Raw genomic sequence first — 19,826 nt, forward strand, 5'->3', positions numbered from 1 at the left:
GTGACGAAGTTCCACGTCGGAACCGCTGGGTTGTCGTCGTACCAGCTCGAGGAGATGTAGCCGTGCGGTCCCTGCACGATGACGAGCAACTCGTGCTCGCCCAGCTCGTGCAGTTGCTCATCCGGGCGGCCGACGTGGCTCAGCAGTGCCAGCTCCTCCCGCGTCTCGTCGAGGATGACGGGATAGTGGGAGGCGACCAGGCCGTTCGCGGTACTGCTGACGAAGGTGGCCCACGGATTCTCGCGGACGAGGCGTTTCAGCTCGTCGGGATCGGCCAGCGCGAAGCTCGGGTTCTGTCTCATCGTCTCTCCTACGCCTGATCCACCGGGCACCAGTACAGCTTGCGCGCGCCCAGCTCCTCCATCACGATGTTCGTGCCGCACACCCGGCACGGCAGACCCTCGCGCTTGTACACCCAGTGCCGGTCGTCGCGGCTGGCCATCGCGCGGCGGTAGGAGTCGTCGTCGAGGTCGTCCATCGTCATCATCTGCCCGGTCTGGACGCCGATGCGCAGCAGGTGCACCCAGTCGCGCCAGAGCGCACGGACCGTTTCCTCCGGCACCTTCTTACCAGGGGTGTGTGGGTTCTGCCGGGCACGGAACAGGAGTTCGGCACGGTACACGTTGCCGATCCCGCTCACCACGCTCTGGTCCATGAGCAGCAGAGCGATGGAGGTCGGCTTGCGTCGCACGATCGAGACGAAACGCTCTTCGGCCTGCGGACTGTCGTCGACCTGGGGATCGGGTCCCAGCTTGGCGATCACCGCATCCACTTCGGCCGGGTCGAGCACCTCGCAGGCGGTCGGCCCGCGCAGGTCGGCGACGGCGGTGTCGGTCAGCAGCCGGACACGCACCTGCCCGATCGGCTCAGGCGGGAAGGTCGTGATCTCCGGCTCCACCTTCTCGGACTCGGCCATGCGGAGCCGGGTCCGGCGCGGAGCCCCGATCGAGTGGAGGGAGTTCTCACCCGCGCTGTCGAGGATCGGCGCCTCGAGGGTGGTCGTGCCGCCCAGGTCGGTGCCGCGCTGGTTGGTCTGCCCCATCCGTCCGTTCGCGCTGGCGATGGTCGGATCGATGCTGATGTCGCCCGCGAAATCCCACGCCCCGTACAGCCCGAGGTGGACGCGCAGCCAGAGCCCGTTGTCGAACTCCAGGAACATCTGCTTGCCGACCGCGCGCGCGTCGGTCATGACGTGCCCGTCGATGCGGTTGGCGCCAGCGGCGAACCGGCCCTGCGGCGACGACACCGACACCTGATGGCCGACGAAGTTGACGGCGAACTGCTTGGCGATGCGGTGGACGGAGTGACCCTCGGGCATCAGCGATCCAGGTGCTTGCCCGCGATGTCGCCGGTGGCCTCGTACTCAGCGAGCTGTGCGATGCGGCGGACGTGGCGCTCCTCGAACGAGAAGGGCTCGGCGATGAAGGCGTCGATGAAGCCCGTCGCCTCTTCGACCGTGTGCTGCCGGGCGCCGATCGCGATCACGTTCGCATCGTTGTGCTGGCGGGCGAGCAGCGCCGTCGACTCGCTCCAGACGAGGGCGGCGCGGGCGCCGCGCACCTTGTTGGCCGCGATCTGCTCGCCGTTTCCGGAGCCGCCGAAGACGATGCCCAGGGCTTCCACCCCCGCCTGCTGGTCGCGGACGACGGCAGCTGCCGCATTGATGCAGAAGGAGGGGTAGTCGTCGATCGGGTCGTACTCGACCGGTCCGTGGTCGATCACCTCGTGGCCGGCCGCCGTCAGATGCTCCTGCAGGTAAGTGCTGAAGTCGAGTCCGGCGTGATCGGTGGCGATGTGGATGCGCATATCCACAGTCTAGAGATGGCCACCGACGGCGTCGGCGCCGGTGGCTAAGGTGGATCGGGTGGACACGATCCACGCCATCCACTCGGAAGCCTTCCCACCCTCAAGGAGCAAGCGTTGCCCGGAGAAAACCTCACACGCACCGAAGCACAGGAGCGCGCGTCGCTCGTCCGCACCCGGAGCTACGACGTCAGCCTCGACCTGACGACCGGGCCCGAGACCTTCCGCAGCACCACCACGGTGCGGTTCTCTGCCACGGAGGGCGCGTCGACCTTCATCGACGCGATCACCCGGACGGTCCACTCCGTCACCCTCAACGGTGTGGAGCTCGACCCGGCCGCCGTGAGCGACGGGGTGCGCATCCAGCTCGACGGCCTCAAGGACGAGAACGAGCTGACGGTCGTCGCCGACGCGATCTACACGAACACCGGCGAGGGCCTGCACCGGTTCGTCGACCCGGTCGACGGCGAGGTGTACCTCTACAGCCAGTTCGAGGTCCCGGACTCCCGGCGGATGTTCGCGGTGTTCGAGCAGCCGGATCTGAAGGCGGAGTTCACCTTCACCGTCACCGCTCCCGCGCACTGGGCGGTCGTGAGCAACTCCCCCACGCCCGCGCCGCAGGACGCCGGCGATGGCACGAAGGTCTGGTCGTTCGCGCCGACGCCCGTCATCTCCTCGTACATCACCGCCCTCATCGCGGGTCCGTACCAGTCGGTCCACAGCCAGCTGACGAGCAGCGACGGCCGCATCATCCCGCTCGGCGTCTACACCCGGAAGAGCCTGTCGGAGTTCCTCGACGCCGACTACATCTTCGACAAGACGCGCGAGGGATTCGCCTTCTACGAGGAGCGCTTCGACTACCCGTACCCCTTCGAGAAGTACGACCAGCTCTTCGTTCCCGAGTTCAACGCGGGCGCGATGGAGAACGCCGGTGCCGTGACCTTCACCGAGACCTACGTCTTCCGCTCCAAGGTGACCGACGCCATCAAGGAGCGCCGGGTCGTCACCATCCTCCACGAGCTGGCCCACATGTGGTTCGGCGACCTCGTGACCATGAAGTGGTGGAACGACCTCTGGCTGAACGAGTCGTTCGCCGAGTACGCCTCGACCCTCGCCACCGCGGAGGCCACCGAGTGGACCGAGGCGTGGACGACGTTCGCCGCCATGGAGAAGAGCTGGGCGTACCGGCAGGACCAGCTGCCGTCGACGCACCCCATCGTCGCCACGATCAACGATCTGGAGGACGTGCAGGTCAACTTCGACGGCATCACCTACGCCAAGGGCGCCTCGGTGCTCAAGCAGCTCGTCGCCTGGGTCGGCCAGGAGGACTTCCTCGCCGGAGTCGCGCAGTACTTCAAGAAGCACGCGCACGGCAACACCGAGCTCACGGACCTCCTGGTCGAACTCGAGGCGACCAGCAGCCGCGACCTGAGCGACTGGTCGACGAAGTGGCTGGAGACCGCCGGCGTCAACACGCTGCGTCCGGAGATTGAGGTGGATGCGGATGGCGTCATCACCTCCTTCGCGGTGCTGCAGTCTGCCCCGGCCGACTATCCGACGATCCGCCCGCACCGGCTCGCGATCGGCCTCTACAACCTGACGACGGACGACGACGGTAAGCAGAGCCTCGTCCGCGACGAGCGCCTGGAACTGGATGTGGACGGCAAGCGCACCGAGGTCCCGGGCCTTGCGGGCACACGCCGTCCGGACCTCGTGCTCATCAACGACGACGACCTCGCCTACGCGAAGATCCGTCTCGACGAGGCCTCGCTGACGGTGGCGATCGAGCACCTGTCCGACATCGAGAGCCCGCTCGCCCGCTCCCTGGTGTGGGGTGCGGCCTGGGATGCGACCCGCGACGCGGAGACGAGCGCGAGCGACTACGTCCGCCTGGTCCTCGGCAACATCGCCTCCGAGACCGAGTCGACGACCATCCGCACCACGCTGAACCAGCTCGTCCTCGCGGCGACCACGTATGTGGCGCCGGAGCGGCAGACCGAGACGGCTCAGGATGCGGCCGACGCGCTCTGGGAGCTGGCCCGCGCCGCCGAGGCGGGCAGCGATGCGCAGTTCCAGTTCGTGAAGTTCTTCGCCGCTCTCGCCTCCACCGACGAGCAGCTCGCGACGATCACCGCGCTGCGTGACGGCTCGATCACCCTCGACGGGCTGACCATCGATACGGACCTCTCGTGGGAGCTGCTCATCGCGCTCGTCGCGGGTGGCGCCGCCGGCACCGCCGAGATCGACGCGGCCCTGGAGGCGGACAACACCGCGAACGGCGGCCAGTTCGCGGCTCAAGCGCGGGCGAGCATCCCGACGCTCGAGGGCAAGCAGGCGGCGTGGGACTCGGTGTTCGGTTCGGACAGCCTGCCGAACACGATCGTCCGCTACACCGGCATCGGGTTCCAGCGCGCGAAGGACAAGAACGTGCTCGCGGCCTTCATCGAGCCGTACTTCACGACTCTGCAGGATGTCTGGGCCTCCCGCAGCTACAAGATCGCGGAGTATCTCGTCGGAGGCATGTACCCGGCGCCGCTCGCGAACGATGAGCTGCGGGACGCCACGCGCGCCTGGCTCGATGCCAACCCGGAGCCGGCCGCCCTGCGTCGCATGGTGGTCGAGAACCTCGCCGGCGTGGAGCGGGCGCTCGCCGCGCAGCAGCGGGACGCGCAGCTGGTCGGCGTCCAGTAGCGCGGCCTCCTGACGAAGGGTCGTCTTGGCCTGAAACCGACCGCATTCCCGGACGGGAGACCCGGCACCAGCCGGCGACGTCCGGGGATGCGGTCCGTCGTACTGCGGGACGATGTCGCCCGGGGTCTGCGGGCCCTAGTCTCGGAACCATGATCCAACTCGATCACCTCACCAAGCGCTTCGGCTCGAAGACCGCCGTCGACGACATCTCCGTCACCATCCAGCCTGGCAAGGTCACCGGCTTCCTCGGTCCGAACGGCGCCGGGAAGTCCACGACCATGCGCGTGATCATGGGACTCGATCGCCCGACCCGCGGGACCGCGCTCATCAACGGCAAGCACTACGCCGAATTCCGCTCCCCCCTCACCGAGGTGGGCGCTCTGCTCGAGGCGAAGGCCGTCCACACCGGCCGGACCGCCTACTCGCACCTGTTGGCCATGGCCGCCACCCACGGCATCCCGAAGCGCCGGGTGCACGAGGTCATCGGCATGACGGGCCTCGACTCGGTGGCCGGGAAGCGCGTCGGCAGCTACTCCCTCGGGATGGGCCAGCGCCTCGGAATCGCGGCGGCCATGCTGGGCGACCCGGCGACGCTCATCCTCGACGAGCCGGTCAACGGCCTCGACCCCGAGGGCGTGCTCTGGGTCCGCCAGTTCGCACGGCACCTCGCCGGACAGGGCCGTACGGTCTTCCTCTCGTCGCACCTGATGAGCGAGATGGCGCAGACTGCCGACCACATCGTCGTCCTCGGCCGCGGTCGCGTGCTCGCGGACGCCCCCGTCGAGACCATCCTCGCCGGCGCCGCCCGCCAGGCCGTGCGCGTGCGCACCCCGCAGGCGGAGGAGCTGGCGCGGGCGGTGTCCAGCCCGGACGTCGCCGTGACCGGTCTCGAGGCGCAGCTCCTCGAGATCACCGGCCTCACCGCCGCGCAGATCGGCGAGACCGCGGCGCGTGAGGGGATCGTGCTGCACGAGCTGACCCCGCTCAGCGCATCTCTCGAAGAGGCCTACCTCGAGCTCACCCAGGACGACGTCGAATACCGCACGGAGATCAGCCGATGAGCACCGCCACATCCACCCCGCCTGCCGCCACGCACTCGCACTCGGCGAACACACGGCTCACGTTCCCGCGCGTCGTCCGCTCGGAATGGATCAAGCTGCGCACGCTCCGCTCGACCTTGTGGACCCTGGTCAGCGCCGTCGTCCTCGTCGTGGGCATCGGCCTGCTCGTCGCCGCCGTCATCCCGAGCCACGACGACCTTCTCAAACGTGCCCAGGGGCCGGACAGCGCGCGCGCCCTGGCAGCGGCAGCCCATTTCGCGACGACCGCAGCGACCGCGGGCCTCACGTTCGCATCGCTCGTCATCGCGGTGCTCGGCGCGCTCGTCATGACCGGGGAGTTCTCCACCGGGATGATCCGCTCCTCCTTCGCGGCGGTGCCGCGCCGGTTCCCCCTGTTCGCCGCGAAGACACTCGTGCTCTTCGTCGTCGCGTTCGTCGTCGGGCTCATCAGCTCCGCCGCATCCTGGGCGGTCGTGGTGCCGATCCTCACCTCCAAGGGCTACACCGGCGACCTGTTCAGCTGGGACACCCTCTGGGCGATCGTCGGCGCCGCCACCTACCTCGGGCTGGTGGCCGTCTTCGCGCTCGGCGTCGGCGCGATCCTGAAGTCGACGGCCGGCGGGATCGCCGGGGCGCTCGGCGTCCTGCTTGTGCTTCCCATCATCGCGGGACTGGTCTCCAGCCTGACCAACACGCAGTGGGTCGCCGACGCCGGGCGGTACCTCCTCAGCAACGCCGGCGGCGGGATGGCGGGCCTCGCGAACGGCGGCCTCGAGGTGTGGGCGAACATCGTCACCGTCCTCGTCTGGGCTGTGGTGTCGTTCGTGGCCGGTGCGATCCTCCTCCAGAACAGGGACACCTGATCCGCGCGTGAGCCTGGACGCGACGACGACGGAGAACCCCCGCGGTCTCGAACTTCCGAGACCGCCCGGGGTGATCCGCCGCTTCCTGGCGGCGCATCCGCTCACCCTCGACCTGATCGTCGCCGGTGCGTACCTGGTACCGGCGATGATCGGCGGGATCGTCGTCTCGGTTCTCCACCCGAGTGTGCAGGAGATCGTCCACCTGGTGTTGTCCGGCATCGCGGGCCTGGCGCTCGTCGCCCGGCGGCACCGGCCTGCGGTTGTTTTCGCGATCGCGACAGCCCTGCTCGGCGCGAGCGTCTTCCTCGGACGCGACATGGATGTGGTGCCCACCCTGCTGGCGCTCTATGCGCTGGCGGTGTACCGCTCCATCCGGTCGGCCTGGGTGTCGTTCGGCATCACCTCGGCCGTGACCATCATGGGCGTGGCGGCGGAGGCGCTCCTGGCGGAGGCGAAGGTGTTCACGCCGTTGCAGACGGCGGCCGTCCCATCCGGAATCCTCGTCCTGTCCTTCTCGGTCGTGGCCGTGCTGATCGGCAGCAACGTCGGCAATCGGAGGCGATACCTCGACGCGCTGATCGACCGGGCGCGCCAGCTCGCCCGGGAGCGGGACCAGCAGGCGGAGATCGCCGCCGCGGCCGAACGCAGCCGGATCGCCCGCGAGATGCACGACATCGTGTCGCACAGCCTCACCGTGATGATCACGCTCGCGGACGGGTCCGCACGGGTGGCCGAGGCAGGCGCGGCGGTGGCTTCTGGACCAGGGCGGCCCGAGCCGGGTGCGCGGCCGGCCGAGACGATGCGACTGGTGGCCGAGACCGGGCGCGGCGCCCTCGCGGACATGCGCCGGCTGCTGGGCGTGCTGCGGGACGGCGACACGGACGCGGCATCGCGCGAACCCCAGCCGGGTGTCGGCGACCTGGGCGACCTCGTCGCGACCTTCCGCGCCGCCGGTCTGCCGGTGCGCATCACGGTGTCGGGGAGCCCTCCGGAAGACGTCGGTCAGCAGTTGACGGTCTTCCGCGTGGTGCAGGAGGGACTGACCAACGCCCTCCGCTACGCGGCGTCCGCCACGGCAGTGCGCGTGGTGATCGTCTTCCGGCCCGAGACCGTGATCGTGACGGTCGACGACGACGCGGCACTGCATCCCGCGGCGGGACAGGGATCGGGACGCGGGCTGATCGGGCTGCGCGAGCGGGTCAGCCTGTACGGCGGCACGCTCGAGGCCGGCCCGCGGCGCGGCGGTGGCTGGCGCGTGCGCGCGGCGTTCAACGCGATCCAGGATGCTGCGCGGCTCAGCCCGTCTGCCCTGGGCGGGTCCGCATCCGCAACGACCGCTGACACCGCACGCGCATCCACTGCCCCCGCCGCCGAGCCCGGCCCCGCCATCGAGCCTGCCCGCACCCCCGAGGAGACCCCGTGACCGAGCCCATCCGCATCCTCCTCGTCGACGACCAGCAGCTCGTTCGCCTGGGATTCCGCATGGTGCTCGAAGCGGAGCAGGACCTCACGGTCGTCGGCGAGGCAGCCGACGGCGCGCAGGCGGTGGGTCTCGCAAACGAACTGCGGCCGGACGTGGTGCTCATGGATGTTCGGATGCCCGCGCTCGACGGCATCGAGGCGACCCGGCGCATCGTGGACGCGAACCCGGCAGCGCGCATCATCATCCTCACCACGTTCGACCTCGACGAGTACGCCTTCGGCGGGCTGCGCGCGGGAGCCAGCGGTTTCCTGCTCAAGGACGCACGGCCGGAGGAGCTGACCGCCGCTGTCCGCGCGGTGGCCGCCGGCGACGCGGCGGTCTCCGGACGCGTCACCCGGGCGATGCTGGAGCTCTTCGCCGACCGATTGCCGACCGGTGGCCCCGGCACGGTGTCGGGGAGCGACCCTGCCGCGGCATTGACCCCGCGCGAGCGCGAGATCCTCGTCGCCATGGGCGAGGGCTTGAGCAACGGCGAGATCGGCGCCCGGTTCTACCTGACGGAGTCCACCGTGAAGACCCATGTCGGTCGCGTGCTCGCGAAACTCCACCTCCGCGACCGCGTCCACGCCGTCATCTTCGCCTACGAACACGGTCTGCTCGAGCGCTGAGTTCAGCCACCATCAAGCCGCACCTCGCTAGGCTCGGTGCGGTATGGGCATCCTGAAACTGAGCTTCTGGGCAGACGTCGGTGCGTGGGCGGTAGCGGCCGGCTGGAACATCGTCTCCGCGGTGTGCATCATCGGCGGCGCGTTCTTGCTGAGCTGGATCCTGCGAGTGGTCATCCGGCATGTGGTCGCGCGCATCGTGAGCGGAGTGAAGAAGGGCCAGAACGTCAGCGACACGCAGGCGCTGATGGCCTCGCCGCTGGCCGCGGTGCGCGTCGTTCAGCGCACCCGCACGCTCGGCTCCGTGCTCTCGAACATCGTCAACGTGACGATCGGGATCATCGCTCTGATCCTCATCCTCAACATTTTCGCGTCGAATGTGCTCGGCTCCTTCGCCCTGCTGACCGCCGCGCTCGGCGCCGGCCTCGGATTCGGAGCCCAGAACATCGTCAAGGACGTGCTGAACGGCCTCTTCATGGTGATGGAGGACCAGCTGGGCGTCGGCGACATCGTGGACCTCGGCACAGCCACCGGCGTCGTGGAGGCGGTCGGCATCCGCATCACCCAGGTGCGCGACGTGAACGGGACGCTGTGGTTCGTCCGCAACGGCGAAATCGTCCGCGTCGGCAACATGTCGCAGGGCTGGGCGCGCGTCATCATCGACCTGGCGGTTCCCTACGACGTCGACATCGAGGCGGTCCAGGCGAAGATGCTGGAGGCGGCGAACGCGCTGGCGACCAGCACGAAGTGGCGCTCGCGGATCCTCGAGAGGCCGGAGCTGTGGGGTCTCGAGTCGATCTCGGCGGACGCCTTGGTCATCCGCATCGTGCTGAAGACACGCACGACAGCGAGGGACGACGTCTCCCGCGAGCTCCGCATGCGGCTCAAGCAGGCCCTGGACGAGCTGGATGTGAAGCTGCCTTCGCTCTCGGCCGTCGTCCTCACCGGCTTCGACAGTGCCGCGAGCGTCATGGGGGCGAAGCCACCGCGGACCCGTCCGAATCCCACCGTCACCCCCGAGCCGCCGCTCACCGGGCGAAAGGCCCGAGCGGCAGCCAAGCGCAACCCGGAAGGGACCACCGGATGACCATCCCGATCGGCCCGCAGCCTGCCTTCTACGACCTGGTCGGAGGCCACCCCACGTTCGTCCGCCTCGTCGACACCTTCTACCGCGGCGTCGCCGACGACCCGGTGCTCCGCCCGATGTACCCGGAGGAGGATCTGGGTCCGGCGAAGGAGCGGCTCACCCTGTTCCTGGAGCAGTACTGGGGCGGCCCCGGCACCTACAGCGAGCAGCGCGGCCACCCGCGACTGCGGATGCGCCACAACCCGTTCCGGGTCAACCCGGAGGCGCGCGACCGCTGGCTGGCCCACATGCGCACCGCTGTGGATGAGCTCGGCCTCCCGCCGCTGCAGGAGGAGACGCTCTGGAGTTACCTGGAGCGAGCAGCGTTCGCTATGGTCAACACATTCGAGGAGTAGTCCTCCCTGCCGCCCCGTTGCCGAAGGAGACACGGATGCCCGAGACCGATGCCACCGACGAGCTCGGCGAGACCGACGCGATCGTGGTCGGGGCGGGCCTCTCCGGGCTCGTCGCCGCGTCCGAACTTCTGGATGCGGGACGTCGCGTCCTCATCGTGGAGCAGGAGCCGTCGGCCTCATTCGGCGGCCAGGCGTGGTGGTCGTTCGGCGGGCTGTTCCTCATCGACTCCCCGGAGCAGCGTCGGATGGGCGTCCATGACTCCCTCGCGCTGGCCCACGACGACTGGTTCGGATCGGCGGCGTTCGATCGCCCGGAGGACCACTGGCCACGGCGCTGGGCGGAGGCGTACCTCCAGTTCGCGGCCGGCGAGAAGCGCGCGTGGCTGCACGAGAAGGGCGTCCGGTTCTTCCCGGTCGTCGGCTGGGCGGAGCGGGGAAGCGGCATGGCGGGCGGACACGGCAACTCCGTCCCGCGGTTCCACATCACGTGGGGAACCGGACCCGGAGTGGTCGAACCGTTCGCTCGCCGGGTCCACTCGGCTGCTCTGAACGGGCGCGCGGCGATCCGCAACCGGCACAGGGTGGATGAGCTCATCGTCGAGGGCGGACGGGTGACGGGCGTCCGCGGCGCCGTGCTCGCTCCCGACCCGGCGGAGCGCGGCGCGCCGAGCAACCGCGACGTCGTCGGGGACTTCGAACTCCGCGCGCCGGTCGTGATCGTCGCCTCCGGAGGGATCGGCGGCAACCACGACCTGGTCCGCGCTGCCTGGCCGAGCCGGCTGGGTGAGCCGCCCGCTTCGATGCTGTCCGGAGTCCCCGCTCATGTGGACGGGCGGATGCTCGGGATCGCGGAGACGGCCGGCGCGCACCTGATCAACGGCGACCGGATGTGGCACTACACCGAGGGCATCCAGAACTGGAACCCGGTCTGGGAGCGGCACGGCATCCGCATCCTCCCGGGTCCCTCCTCGCTGTGGCTGGACGCGCGCGGCGACCGGCTGCCCTCGCCACTGTTCCCAGGCTTCGACACGCTCGGGACACTGGAGTACCTGCGACGGACCGGCTCGGACTACAGCTGGTTCGTGCTGACGCAGAAGATCATCGAGAAGGAGTTCGCGCTGTCCGGCAGCGAGCAGAACCCCGATCTGACCGGCAAGGATGTGCGTCTGCTCGCCAAACGTGTCGCGCCAGGCGCGCCGGCGCCGGTCGAGGCGTTCAAGGAGAAGGGCGCGGATTTCGTCGTGGCGGACACGCTCGACGAGCTGCTCACCGGGATGCAGCGCATCGCCGACGTTCCGCTCGACGTCGGGCTCGTCGCCCGCCACATCCGCGAGCGGGACGGGCAGCTGGACAACGACTTCGGGAAGGACCTGCAGCTGGCGGCGATCCGGTCAGCGCGGAAGTACCGTGGCGACCGTTTGATCCGGGTGGCCTCGCCCCACAAGCTGCTCGACCCGGCGGCAGGTCCCCTGATCGCGGTCAAGCTGCACATCCTGACCCGGAAGAGCCTCGGCGGGATCGAGACCGACCTGGAGGGGCGAGCGCTCGACGCCGACGGATCCGTCATTCCGGGTCTCTTCGCCGTGGGCGAGGCGGCCGGTTTCGGCGGCGGCGGGATGCACGGCTACCGTGCCCTCGAGGGCACCTTCCTCGGCGGCTGCCTCTTCTCCGGGCGCCAGGCCGGCCGCGCCGCCGCCCGCGCCTGACTCGCTCCCGCCCCACCGTCGAGTCCGCAAAGACTGCACGCCCCACCGGCGTGTCGCGTGCAGTCTTTGCGTACTCGACAGTGGGGGCAGGGGTCAGCGGCGGAGGGTCCAGGCCTGGCGGCGGACGAGGGTGTGGCCCCGGCGGGTGGTGAGGCGGGTCCAGGGGCCGGTCTCGTGGATGGTGACGGTGTCGTCGTCGCCGAGGAAGCCGAGACTGTCGGCGGCGAAGCTGGCGCCCCACGGCACGTACTCGAGTCCCTCGATGGGGCGGCCCCAGACTTCAGCGCGCACGCGCTGGACCAGCTGCTCCCCTGTTCCGGAGGGAATCGCGGCAGCCACCTCGGCCACGCCGGCCTGGGCGGTCTGCTGGAGCAGCGCGGAGGGCGCCTCGCCGACCTTGCGCCAGCCGCCCCGCGGCGGGGAGATTCCAGCCCAGGTGACCGTCGAGACCTCGAGCGGGAGACGGATCTCACGCGGGACGTCATCGGGCAGCTCTGCGGCCTCGGCCCCCTCGCGCACGCGCGCCACCCGGTCGAGCAGCGAGCGGATGGGCACGACCGCGTCGAACTCCGGCTCACTGTCGACTGCGAAGGTGCGCAGGCCCAGCACGGTGGGCGTCTCGTCCATCAGACCGCGGGGATACAGGATCGCCGTGTAGACGGCGAGGACCCCCGATCCGGCGATCAGGCGCACGGAACCTTCCTCGACACGGGCCGCCCTCGACAGATACGTCTGCAGATCGGCGACGGCGAGGGCATCCATAAGGGAAAACGACTGGCTCATCTGCTGTCTAAACTACCAACACACCACCGACTTGGAGGCACTGTGACCGAGCCCCTGGCTTCTCTTCTGACCGCGCTCGATCTCACCGACACCGGGGCACGCACCAGCGAGGACATCTTCACCGGCCCGTCGCAGTGGATGCCGCTGGGCCGCGTGTTCGGCGGACAGGTGCTGGCGCAGTCGATCATGGCCGCGACGCGCACCGTGGATGCGGAGCGCAGCATCCACTCGATGCACGGCTACTTCCTGCGGCCTGGCGATGTGAACTTCCCGATCACGTTCTCGGTGGACCGCATCCACGACGGCCGTTCGTTCTCGACACGGCGCACGCAGGCGTATCAGAACGGGCTGCCGATCCTGTCGATGATCGCTTCGTTCCAGACCGAGGACGAGGGGCTGGAGCACCAGGAGGCGATGCCGGACGGCCTGCCGGAGCCGGAGACCCTGCCCTCCACCGCGTCGACGCTGGAGGATGTGCAGCATCCGGTCGCGCAGTATTGGGCCAGCCAGCGGCCATTCGACATGCGGCACGTCTCCTCCCCCATCTACCTCTCCGTCGAAGGGGATCGGGTGGCGCACCAGGCGGTGTGGTTCCGGACCCTCGGCGACATGCCCGACGACCCGGGCCTCCACCGCGCGGCGCTGGCCTACGCCAGCGACTACACGATCATGGAATCGGTCATGCGCCGGCACGGGATCGCGTGGGCGACTCCCGGGCTCAAGGCGGCGAGCCTCGACCACGCCATGTGGTGGCACCGGCCGGCGCGCGTGGACGAGTGGCTGCTCTACGTGCAGGAGTCGCCGACCGCGAGCGGCGGACGGGGGCTCTCCCAGGGGCGCATCTTCACGCGGGAGGGCCGGCTGGTGGCGAGCGTCGCGCAAGAGGCGACCATCCGGCTGCCGCACCCGGAGGACTAGGCAGGCGTTCGTCGTCAGCCGAAGGTGCTGCGCAGCAGGACCGTCCCGTTGTCGGCCGAGCGGATATCGACAGCGGCGATGTCCTTCAGCGGCAGGCTGATCGTCGCGACCGGAGTCGCCGTGGTGCCCTCGTCCGCTGTCCACGTGGAGACCTGGTGCTCGTGGCCGGAACGGTCCGTGACCACCATCGCGTACGCCCAGGCGTGGCCGCTGTCCCCGCCGATGCGGGCATAGCTGCAGCGCGACTCGACGCGGGTGCCCCAGGGCTCGGAGGTGAGTCGCAGGTCGGCGCTGAGCGGGCTCGGCTCGACCTGATGCATCACCACGGCAGCGACGGGTGCGGGAGCCGGGGCGAGAACGGACGGAAGGACGAAAGCGCCGATCCCGATGAGGATCGCCGTGGTCACCGCCGAAAGACCGGCCACGAGCCAGCGGGCGCGCACCCTCCGCCGGCGCACGCGGTGCAGGAGTGACGGCAGCATGTCGGCTGAGGGTCCCGGTGCCTCTCCGCGGTCGGCGGTCGCGACGTCCTCGTCGAGCAGCGCGAACGCCTGCTCGCGCGGCACCCGGCTCAGGATGCCCGGCATCCCGGCCAGCTCGCCCACGGCGTCAGCACACCGCTCGCACTCGCGCAGGTGCGCCTCGAACTCGCGGCGCTCGGTCGGCGACAGAGCGCCCAGCACGTAGGCGGCATCCCAGGTGGCGAACTCGTCATGGGTGGTCATCGTTCTGTCACACCCCTCTCCTGGAGTGCGAGCCGCAGGGCGCGCAGGCCGTAATGCAGGCGGGACTTCACGGTTCCCTCCGGGATGTCGAGCTCACGGGCGATCTCCGCCACGGAGCGCCCGCCGTAGTAGGCGTGCACGATGACCGACCGGTGCTCGACGGACAGTTCGGCCAGGGCGTCGGAGACGAGCCAGGTATCGAGGACGGCGTCCGCCTCGCTGTCGGGCGCCGGACGCTCGGGCACCATGTCGGTGCCGAACTCGTGCCGGTACTGGGCGCTCCGCCGGCCGTCGATGACGAGGTTGCGGGCGACCGTGAACAGCCAGGTGCGAGCGGACTGCTGCGACTGATCCAGGACGGCAGGCTTGCGCCACGCACGCAGCAGCGTCTCCTGCACGATGTCGTCGGCCATCGCCCGGTCGCCGGTGAGGTGCACGACGTACCGCCAAATGGCCTGCGCGTGCTGGTCGTGCAGCTCGCGCAGCAGGCGGGCGTCCTCCTCCGGCATGTTCACCTCCACTCTTCACACGATGCAGCGGGCGGAAAGGTTCACACGCCACGCTTGAACCGATCACCGGATGGTCTCGTGAATACCGTAGAAGATGCATCCGCCGACCGGGAGGAATTCCAGTATGAACGACCACGCACCGCTGACCCGCCGCACCCTCGTCTCGATCGGCGGAGCGTCCGCCGGAGCCGTGCTCCTGGCAGCGTGCACGCCCGGGGGCGCCGCGGACTCCGGCGGTGCGGGTGGATCCGGGGCCGGCGGATCGGGCTCCGGCGGCTCCGGGTCGGGCGGGTCTGGTGGTTCGTCCGGTGGAAGCGGGACTGCTCAGGTGTCGCTGGCGTCCATCCCGGTGGGCGGCGCCGTTTCGGCGACGCTCGCGGGCAAGCCGATCGTGGTCTCGCGGCCGGCCGCCGGCAAGGTGGTGGCGTTCAGCGCCGTCTGCACCCACCAGGGATGCACGGTCGCGCCGCAGGGCAAGGAGTTCGACTGCCCGTGTCACGGCTCGCGGTTCGACGCGACGACCGGTGACGTCCTGGGCGGCCCCGCACGCGACCCGCTGCCCAAGTTGAAGACCCAGGTCTCAGGCGACTCCGTCACCGTCAGCGCCTAGGGGCTGCTGTGGAGGTGAACGGGCTACCTCTCCACGTCCTCCTCGTCCACTTCGTGGTGGTGCTGGTGCCGCTGACCGCGGTCGCGGTGGTGCTCATCCCGGTCTGGCCGGCGGCGCGCCGGCTGGGGATCGTCGTCCCGCTGCTGGCGCTGCTGGACCTCATCCTGCTGCCGATCGTGATGCTGGCCGGTCAATGGTTGCAGGCACGCGTGCCGTCGACGCCGCTGATCCTGCAGCACACGGCACTCGGAATGACGCTGTGGCCGTGGGTGGTGGCGCTCTTCGTGTTCACCACGCTGCAGTGGGGCTGGTTCTTCTTCGTGGACCGGCCCGGCTCGCCGCGGAGGCCGTCGGCGACCGCACGCCGCGTGGTGATCGTCGTCCTGACGGTCATCGCCGTCGCCCTGGCGGTGGCGACAATTGTGGATGTGGTCCTGATCGGCGAGGCGGGGTCGCGAGCGATCTGGCAGAACTCGTTCAGCCCGACGCCGCTGCCCACCGGGCCCCGGCCCACGCCGTAGGACCGCAGCGTGCGAGGGGCCGCTCAGGCGCGCTTGGCGAAGACGACCGGCTCCTCCAGGTACGGCGTCCAGGCCGCCCGCTCGCGGTCGTTGATCCGCCGGGGACGCTGTGTGGTCGCATCGACGAGCACGATCGTCGTCGCCGCTCTCGAGAACAGCGTCTGCGGCTCGGTTCCGTCCGGCGACCACACCTCGTAGCAGACTTCGAGGCTGGCACCGCCGAGCCGCCCGAGCCACAGCTGCACGTCGAGCGGCTGCCGCAGGTATGGGATGGGCGCGAGGTACTCGATCTCCTGCCGGGCGATGAGCGTCAGAGTATCCGCTCCGGGACGCCCATCCAGCACGGCCGTGGATCCGCCGATCGCCTCGCCGCTGTCAGGAACAGCGCCCCGATCCGTTGGGTCGCTGTCGTCGGTCGTCCAGAACGCCTCGATGCGCGCCTCCTCGAGGAGGCGCAGCATCTCGGCGTTGTTCACGTGACCGTAGGCGTCGAGGTCGCTCCAGCGGAGCTTGATCGGAACGTGGAGTCGCATGGCCGGGCGGTCAGTCGCGGGTGAGCTTGCGGTATGCAGAGCGGTGCGGCTTGGCCGCGTCCGCGCCGAGACGCTCGATCTTGTTCTCCTCGTAGGCCTCGAAGTTGCCCTCGAACCAGTACCAGCCGGCCGGGTTCTCCTCGGTGCCCTCGTAGGCGAGGATGTGCGTGGCGATCCGGTCGAGGAACCACCGGTCGTGGGTGATGACCACGGCGCATCCCGGGAACTCGAGCAGGGCGTTCTCGAGGCTCGAGAGCGTCTCGACATCGAGGTCGTTGGTCGGCTCATCGAGAAGCAGGAGGTTTCCGCCCTGCTTGAGCGTCAGCGCCAGGTTGAGGCGGTTGCGCTCACCGCCGGAGAGCACTCCCGCCTTCTTCTGCTGGTCCGGTCCCTTGAACCCGAAGGTGGAGACGTAGGCGCGCGACGGGACCTCGGTCTTGCCGACCTGGATGTAGTCGAGTCCGTCGGACACGACCTCCCAGACGTTCTTGTTGGGGTCGATGCCGCCGCGGCTCTGGTCGACGTACGAGATCTGCACGGTCTCGCCGACCTTCAGGGCGCCGCCGTCGAGCGGCTCGAGCCCGACGATCGTCTTGAACAGCGTCGTCTTGCCGACACCGTTCGGGCCGATGACGCCGACGATCCCGTTGCGGGGCAGCGTGAAGGTGAGGCCGTCGATGAGTCGGCGGTCGCCGAACCCCTTCTCCAGCTCCTTGGCGTCGATGACGATCTGGCCGAGGCGCGGGCCCGGCGGGATCTGGATCTCCTCGAAGTCGAGCTTCCTGGTGCGCTCCGCCTCTGCCGCCATCTCTTCGTAGCGCGCCAGACGCGCCTTCGACTTGGCCTGGCGTCCCTTGGCGCTGGAACGAACCCAGTCGAGCTCCTCGGACAGCCGCTTGGCGAGCTTCGCGTCCTTCTTGCCCTGGACTTCGAGACGCTCGCGCTTCTTCTCGAGGTAGGTCGAGTAGTTGCCCTCGTACGGATACAGGTGACCGCGGTCGACCTCCGCGATCCACTCCGCCACGTGGTCGAGGAAGTACCGGTCGTGGGTCACGGCGAGGACGGCACCGTGATACTTGGCCAGGTGCTGCTCGAGCCACAGCACGCTCTCGGCGTCCAGGTGGTTGGTGGGCTCGTCGAGGAGCAGGAGGTCCGGCTTCTGCAGCAGCAGGCGGCACAGCGCCACGCGGCGCTTCTCGCCACCGGAGAGCGTGTCGACGGTCCAGTCCCCCGGCGGGCAGCGCAGCGCATCCATCGCCTGCTCGAGCTGGGAGTCGAGGTCCCAGGCGTCGGCCGCGTCGATGTGCTCCTGCAGCGTGCCCATCTCGGCGAGCAGCGTGTCGAAGTCGGCGTCCGGGTCGGCCAGCAGCCCCGAGATCTCGTTGAAGCGGTCGACCTTCTGCTTGATCTCGCCGACGCCCTCCTGCACGTTCTCGAGGACCGTCTTGCTCTCATCCAGCTGCGGCTCCTGCATGAGGATGCCGACGGTGTACCCGGGGGTCAGCTTGGCGTCGCCGTTGGAGGGCGTGTCGAGCCCGGCCATGATCTTCAGAATGGTCGACTTACCGGCGCCGTTCGGACCCACGACGCCGATCTTCGCTCCGGGCAGGAACGCCATCGTGACGTCGTCGAGGATCACTTTGTCGCCGACCGCTTTGCGGGCCCGCACCATCGAGTAAATGTATTCGGCCACTCTTCTTCTCAAACTCCCTGTCGTCGGCTTACTGCCGTATTCGAGGATACCGGGGTCGTGTCCGGTTTCGGACGGGTGGGTGCCGTTACCAGTCGATCGGACGGGTCTGGCCGATGAGGCAGTTCCCGGTGGAGAGCACCGGTGTCACCATGCTGGAGTACCCGCCCGCGTCCGCCCCGTTCTGCCCGATCAGGCAGGTGTCGCCGAGACGCACGGAGAACTGAATCGAATTCGCCTTCAACCCGATCGTGGTCGTGTCGACGGTCACCTGCATGTCGGCTTTCGCGAAACCGGCGGCGACCAGACCGTCGATGAAGTCGCGCCCCTTGGCGTCGGGATGCGCGGCGAGCGTCGCACGATTGACCTTGTCGAAGTAGGGCAGGTTCTGCTGCGCCGTGCCACCGGACACCAGCTGGACGGGCGCCGGCGCCGAGGCGGTCGGCGTGGGCGAAGGCGTCACGGTTGCCGTCGGCGACCCGGCAGGCGAACCGCCCGGAGCGCATCCGGTCAGCGCGAGAACGATGGCGCTCCCCGTCGCGAGAACGAGAGCGGACGCGGCGAAGGGACCGGTCCGGCGGACCACGGGAGACGGCATGTCCGGCATCTTACGGGGACGCCACGGGAATTCCCCCGGCGGCGGTGACCGCATCCCCCACCACGCTCTGGCCGGGATGCTCGCCCGATTGCTCGCCCGATTGCTCCGCCGGATGCTCACCACCCTCCGGGCCGGCGGCTCGTGTGAACTCCGATCGCCCCCAGGTCAGATCGTGGCCGATCGACTCGGCCTCGATCTCGACCGTCATGCCCTGCTTCTCGCCGGTCCATTCACGAAGGCAGAGCCGGCCGGAGACCAGCACCGGATCGCCCTTGGAGACGCAGTCGGCCGCACTGACCGCCAGCCGGCGGAAGGCGCTCACCGTGTACCAGTTGCTCCCGCCGTCCTCCCACGACGACGATTGGCGGTTGTAGCGACGGCGCGTCGTCACGAGCCGGAAGCTCGTGATCGGCAGCCCGCCCTCGGTGACGAGATGGCGCGGCTCGGTGGCGACGAAGCCGCGGACGGCGACGGTTTCGGACATGGTCTCCCCTTTCGAGGCCCACCCTGGTGGCGGGCTCGAATCCACTCTGCCGACCGCCGGAAGCGCCCGGACCGCGGAGGCCGATTCTGTGGAGAACTCGGCACAGTGGACACCTGGGGACGAATCAGGCGGTGACGTACTCCGCATACGACGCCCGGATCTTGTTCACCTTCGGAAGCGCCACCGCGAGGCAGTACCCCTGGCCGGGGTTCTTGGCGAAGAAGTCCTGGTGATACTCCTCTGCGCGATAGAACGGCCCGAGCGGCTCGATCGTGGTGACGATGCCCTCGCCCCAGTACTCCGCGGCACGGTCGCGCGCAGCCTCGAAGAGCTCCCGCTGATGCTCCGACTCGGCGAACATCGCCGAACGGTACTGCGTGCCGATGTCGTTGCCCTGCCGGTTCAGCTGGCGCGGATCGTGGAGCGTGAAGAAGACATCGAGGATGACGCCCGGCGGGATCACCTCGGGATCGAAGGTCACCGCGACGGCCTCCGCGTGTCCGGTGCGCCCTGTGCAGACCTCTTCATAACTCGGGTCGACCACTGTGCCGCCCGTGTAGCCGGACACCACATCCTGCACGCCACGGAGGACGCGGTAGACCGCATCCAGGCACCAGAAGCATCCACCGGCCAGCACAAACGTCTGCATGGGAACCCTCTTTCGATTCGTTTCCCTCCAGTCTGCCGCGCGCGGCGAGCAGTACGCATCACCACCGGCTTGACGACACGACGGACCGGCTCCCCCGTGGCCAGCGCAACGG

General features: G+C 69.3%; 22 protein-coding genes. 11 read left to right on the forward strand and 11 right to left on the reverse strand.

Annotation, left to right across the window (positions count from 1 at the left end; translation table 11 throughout):
* From ACPYOG_RS09740 to ACPYOG_RS09750, 3 genes are all read right to left on the reverse strand, one after another.
* Positions 1-302, reverse strand: a 302-nt coding sequence (locus ACPYOG_RS09740; protein ID WP_481294032.1) for an FMN-binding negative transcriptional regulator, incomplete at its 3' end; no start/stop codon positions are given.
* Between the two features lie 8 nt (positions 303-310).
* Entirely contained in the window at positions 311-1,318 is a 1,008-nt protein-coding gene (locus ACPYOG_RS09745; RefSeq protein WP_481294033.1) for an Fpg/Nei family DNA glycosylase, read from the reverse strand.
* Positions 1,318-1,806 carry a ribose-5-phosphate isomerase gene (locus ACPYOG_RS09750; RefSeq protein ID WP_090040050.1) on the reverse strand — a complete coding sequence of 163 codons (489 nt, stop codon included), beginning with the start codon at positions 1,804-1,806 and terminating at the stop codon, positions 1,318-1,320. The genes ACPYOG_RS09745 and ACPYOG_RS09750 overlap by 1 nt, the downstream gene beginning before the upstream one ends.
* Before the next feature lie 114 nt (positions 1,807-1,920).
* Between ACPYOG_RS09750 and pepN the strand changes: the two genes are divergently transcribed.
* The 8 genes from pepN (at position 1,921) to ACPYOG_RS09790 (ending at position 11,694) form a co-directional block, all read left to right on the forward strand.
* On the forward strand, positions 1,921-4,494 hold the full coding sequence (gene pepN / locus ACPYOG_RS09755; RefSeq protein ID WP_481294034.1) for an aminopeptidase N: 2,574 nt from the start codon (positions 1,921-1,923) through the stop codon (positions 4,492-4,494).
* 149 nt (positions 4,495-4,643) lie between these two features.
* A complete protein-coding gene (locus tag ACPYOG_RS09760; protein WP_481294035.1) occupies positions 4,644-5,555 on the forward strand; it encodes an ATP-binding cassette domain-containing protein in 912 nt (303 codons plus the stop codon).
* Positions 5,552-6,418, forward strand: a complete 867-nt coding sequence (locus ACPYOG_RS09765; protein WP_481294036.1) for an ABC transporter permease subunit — start codon at positions 5,552-5,554, stop codon at positions 6,416-6,418. The genes ACPYOG_RS09760 and ACPYOG_RS09765 overlap by 4 nt, the downstream gene beginning before the upstream one ends.
* A gap of 7 nt (positions 6,419-6,425) precedes the next feature.
* On the forward strand, positions 6,426-7,841 hold the full coding sequence (locus ACPYOG_RS09770; RefSeq protein WP_481294037.1) for a sensor histidine kinase: 1,416 nt from the start codon (positions 6,426-6,428) through the stop codon (positions 7,839-7,841).
* 59 nt (positions 7,842-7,900) lie between these two features.
* Complete coding sequence (locus ACPYOG_RS09775) at positions 7,901-8,509, forward strand: response regulator (RefSeq protein WP_481294058.1); 609 nt, start codon at positions 7,901-7,903, stop codon at positions 8,507-8,509.
* A 43-nt stretch (positions 8,510-8,552) separates the two neighbouring features.
* Positions 8,553-9,593: a mechanosensitive ion channel family protein gene (locus tag ACPYOG_RS09780; RefSeq protein ID WP_481294038.1), complete on the forward strand. Its 1,041-nt coding sequence runs from the start codon at positions 8,553-8,555 to the stop codon at positions 9,591-9,593.
* Positions 9,590-9,988, forward strand: a complete 399-nt coding sequence (locus ACPYOG_RS09785; RefSeq protein WP_481294039.1) for a globin — start codon at positions 9,590-9,592, stop codon at positions 9,986-9,988. The genes ACPYOG_RS09780 and ACPYOG_RS09785 overlap by 4 nt, the downstream gene beginning before the upstream one ends.
* Positions 9,989-10,023: 35 nt before the next feature.
* Positions 10,024-11,694: an FAD-binding dehydrogenase gene (locus tag ACPYOG_RS09790; RefSeq protein WP_481294040.1), complete on the forward strand. Its 1,671-nt coding sequence runs from the start codon at positions 10,024-10,026 to the stop codon at positions 11,692-11,694.
* 93 nt (positions 11,695-11,787) lie between these two features.
* Here ACPYOG_RS09790 and ACPYOG_RS09795 read toward each other — a convergent pair whose 3' ends face one another.
* Entirely contained in the window at positions 11,788-12,477 is a 690-nt protein-coding gene (locus ACPYOG_RS09795) for a DUF8185 domain-containing protein (RefSeq protein WP_481294041.1), read from the reverse strand.
* 42 nt (positions 12,478-12,519) lie between these two features.
* On the opposite strand from ACPYOG_RS09795, the gene ACPYOG_RS09800 reads away from it, so the two are divergent.
* Positions 12,520-13,395, forward strand: a complete 876-nt coding sequence (locus tag ACPYOG_RS09800; protein ID WP_481294042.1) for an acyl-CoA thioesterase — start codon at positions 12,520-12,522, stop codon at positions 13,393-13,395.
* Between the two features lie 14 nt (positions 13,396-13,409).
* On the opposite strand, the gene ACPYOG_RS09805 is transcribed toward ACPYOG_RS09800, so the two are convergent.
* A complete protein-coding gene (locus ACPYOG_RS09805) occupies positions 13,410-14,120 on the reverse strand; it encodes a zf-HC2 domain-containing protein (protein ID WP_481294043.1) in 711 nt (236 codons plus the stop codon).
* Positions 14,117-14,629, reverse strand: coding sequence for a sigma-70 family RNA polymerase sigma factor (locus ACPYOG_RS09810; protein ID WP_090040076.1), 513 nt, complete (start codon positions 14,627-14,629; stop codon positions 14,117-14,119). Before ACPYOG_RS09810 ends, ACPYOG_RS09805 begins: the two co-directional genes overlap by 4 nt.
* Before the next feature lie 124 nt (positions 14,630-14,753).
* Between ACPYOG_RS09810 and ACPYOG_RS09815 the strand changes: the two genes are divergently transcribed.
* Together ACPYOG_RS09815 and ACPYOG_RS09820 are read left to right on the forward strand one after the other, a co-directional pair.
* The gene (locus tag ACPYOG_RS09815) at positions 14,754-15,239 is read left to right on the forward strand and encodes a QcrA and Rieske domain-containing protein (protein WP_481294044.1); all 486 of its coding nucleotides are present in this window, start codon (positions 14,754-14,756) and stop codon (positions 15,237-15,239) included.
* 14 nt (positions 15,240-15,253) lie between these two features.
* Complete coding sequence (locus ACPYOG_RS09820) at positions 15,254-15,760, forward strand: hypothetical protein (RefSeq protein WP_481294045.1); 507 nt, start codon at positions 15,254-15,256, stop codon at positions 15,758-15,760.
* A gap of 23 nt (positions 15,761-15,783) precedes the next feature.
* Here the strand turns inward: ACPYOG_RS09820 and ACPYOG_RS09825 are convergent, their stop codons facing one another.
* The 5 genes from ACPYOG_RS09825 to msrA all read right to left on the reverse strand — a co-directional run bounded on the left by ACPYOG_RS09825 (position 15,784) and on the right by msrA (position 19,714).
* A complete protein-coding gene (locus tag ACPYOG_RS09825; protein WP_481294046.1) occupies positions 15,784-16,293 on the reverse strand; it encodes an acyl-CoA thioesterase in 510 nt (169 codons plus the stop codon).
* Positions 16,294-16,303: 10 nt separating this feature from the next.
* A complete protein-coding gene (ettA, locus tag ACPYOG_RS09830; RefSeq protein WP_192628785.1) occupies positions 16,304-17,986 on the reverse strand; it encodes an energy-dependent translational throttle protein EttA in 1,683 nt (560 codons plus the stop codon).
* Between the two features lie 85 nt (positions 17,987-18,071).
* Complete coding sequence (locus ACPYOG_RS09835) at positions 18,072-18,581, reverse strand: DUF6993 domain-containing protein (RefSeq protein WP_481294047.1); 510 nt, start codon at positions 18,579-18,581, stop codon at positions 18,072-18,074.
* A 10-nt stretch (positions 18,582-18,591) separates the two neighbouring features.
* Positions 18,592-19,065: a single-stranded DNA-binding protein gene (locus tag ACPYOG_RS09840; RefSeq protein WP_481294048.1), complete on the reverse strand. Its 474-nt coding sequence runs from the start codon at positions 19,063-19,065 to the stop codon at positions 18,592-18,594.
* 124 nt (positions 19,066-19,189) lie between these two features.
* Complete coding sequence (gene msrA / locus ACPYOG_RS09845; RefSeq protein ID WP_481294049.1) at positions 19,190-19,714, reverse strand: peptide-methionine (S)-S-oxide reductase MsrA; 525 nt, start codon at positions 19,712-19,714, stop codon at positions 19,190-19,192.
* Positions 19,715-19,826: the final 112 nt, after the last annotated feature.

Source organism: Leifsonia sp. HAY1-4F (assembly GCF_056755275.1).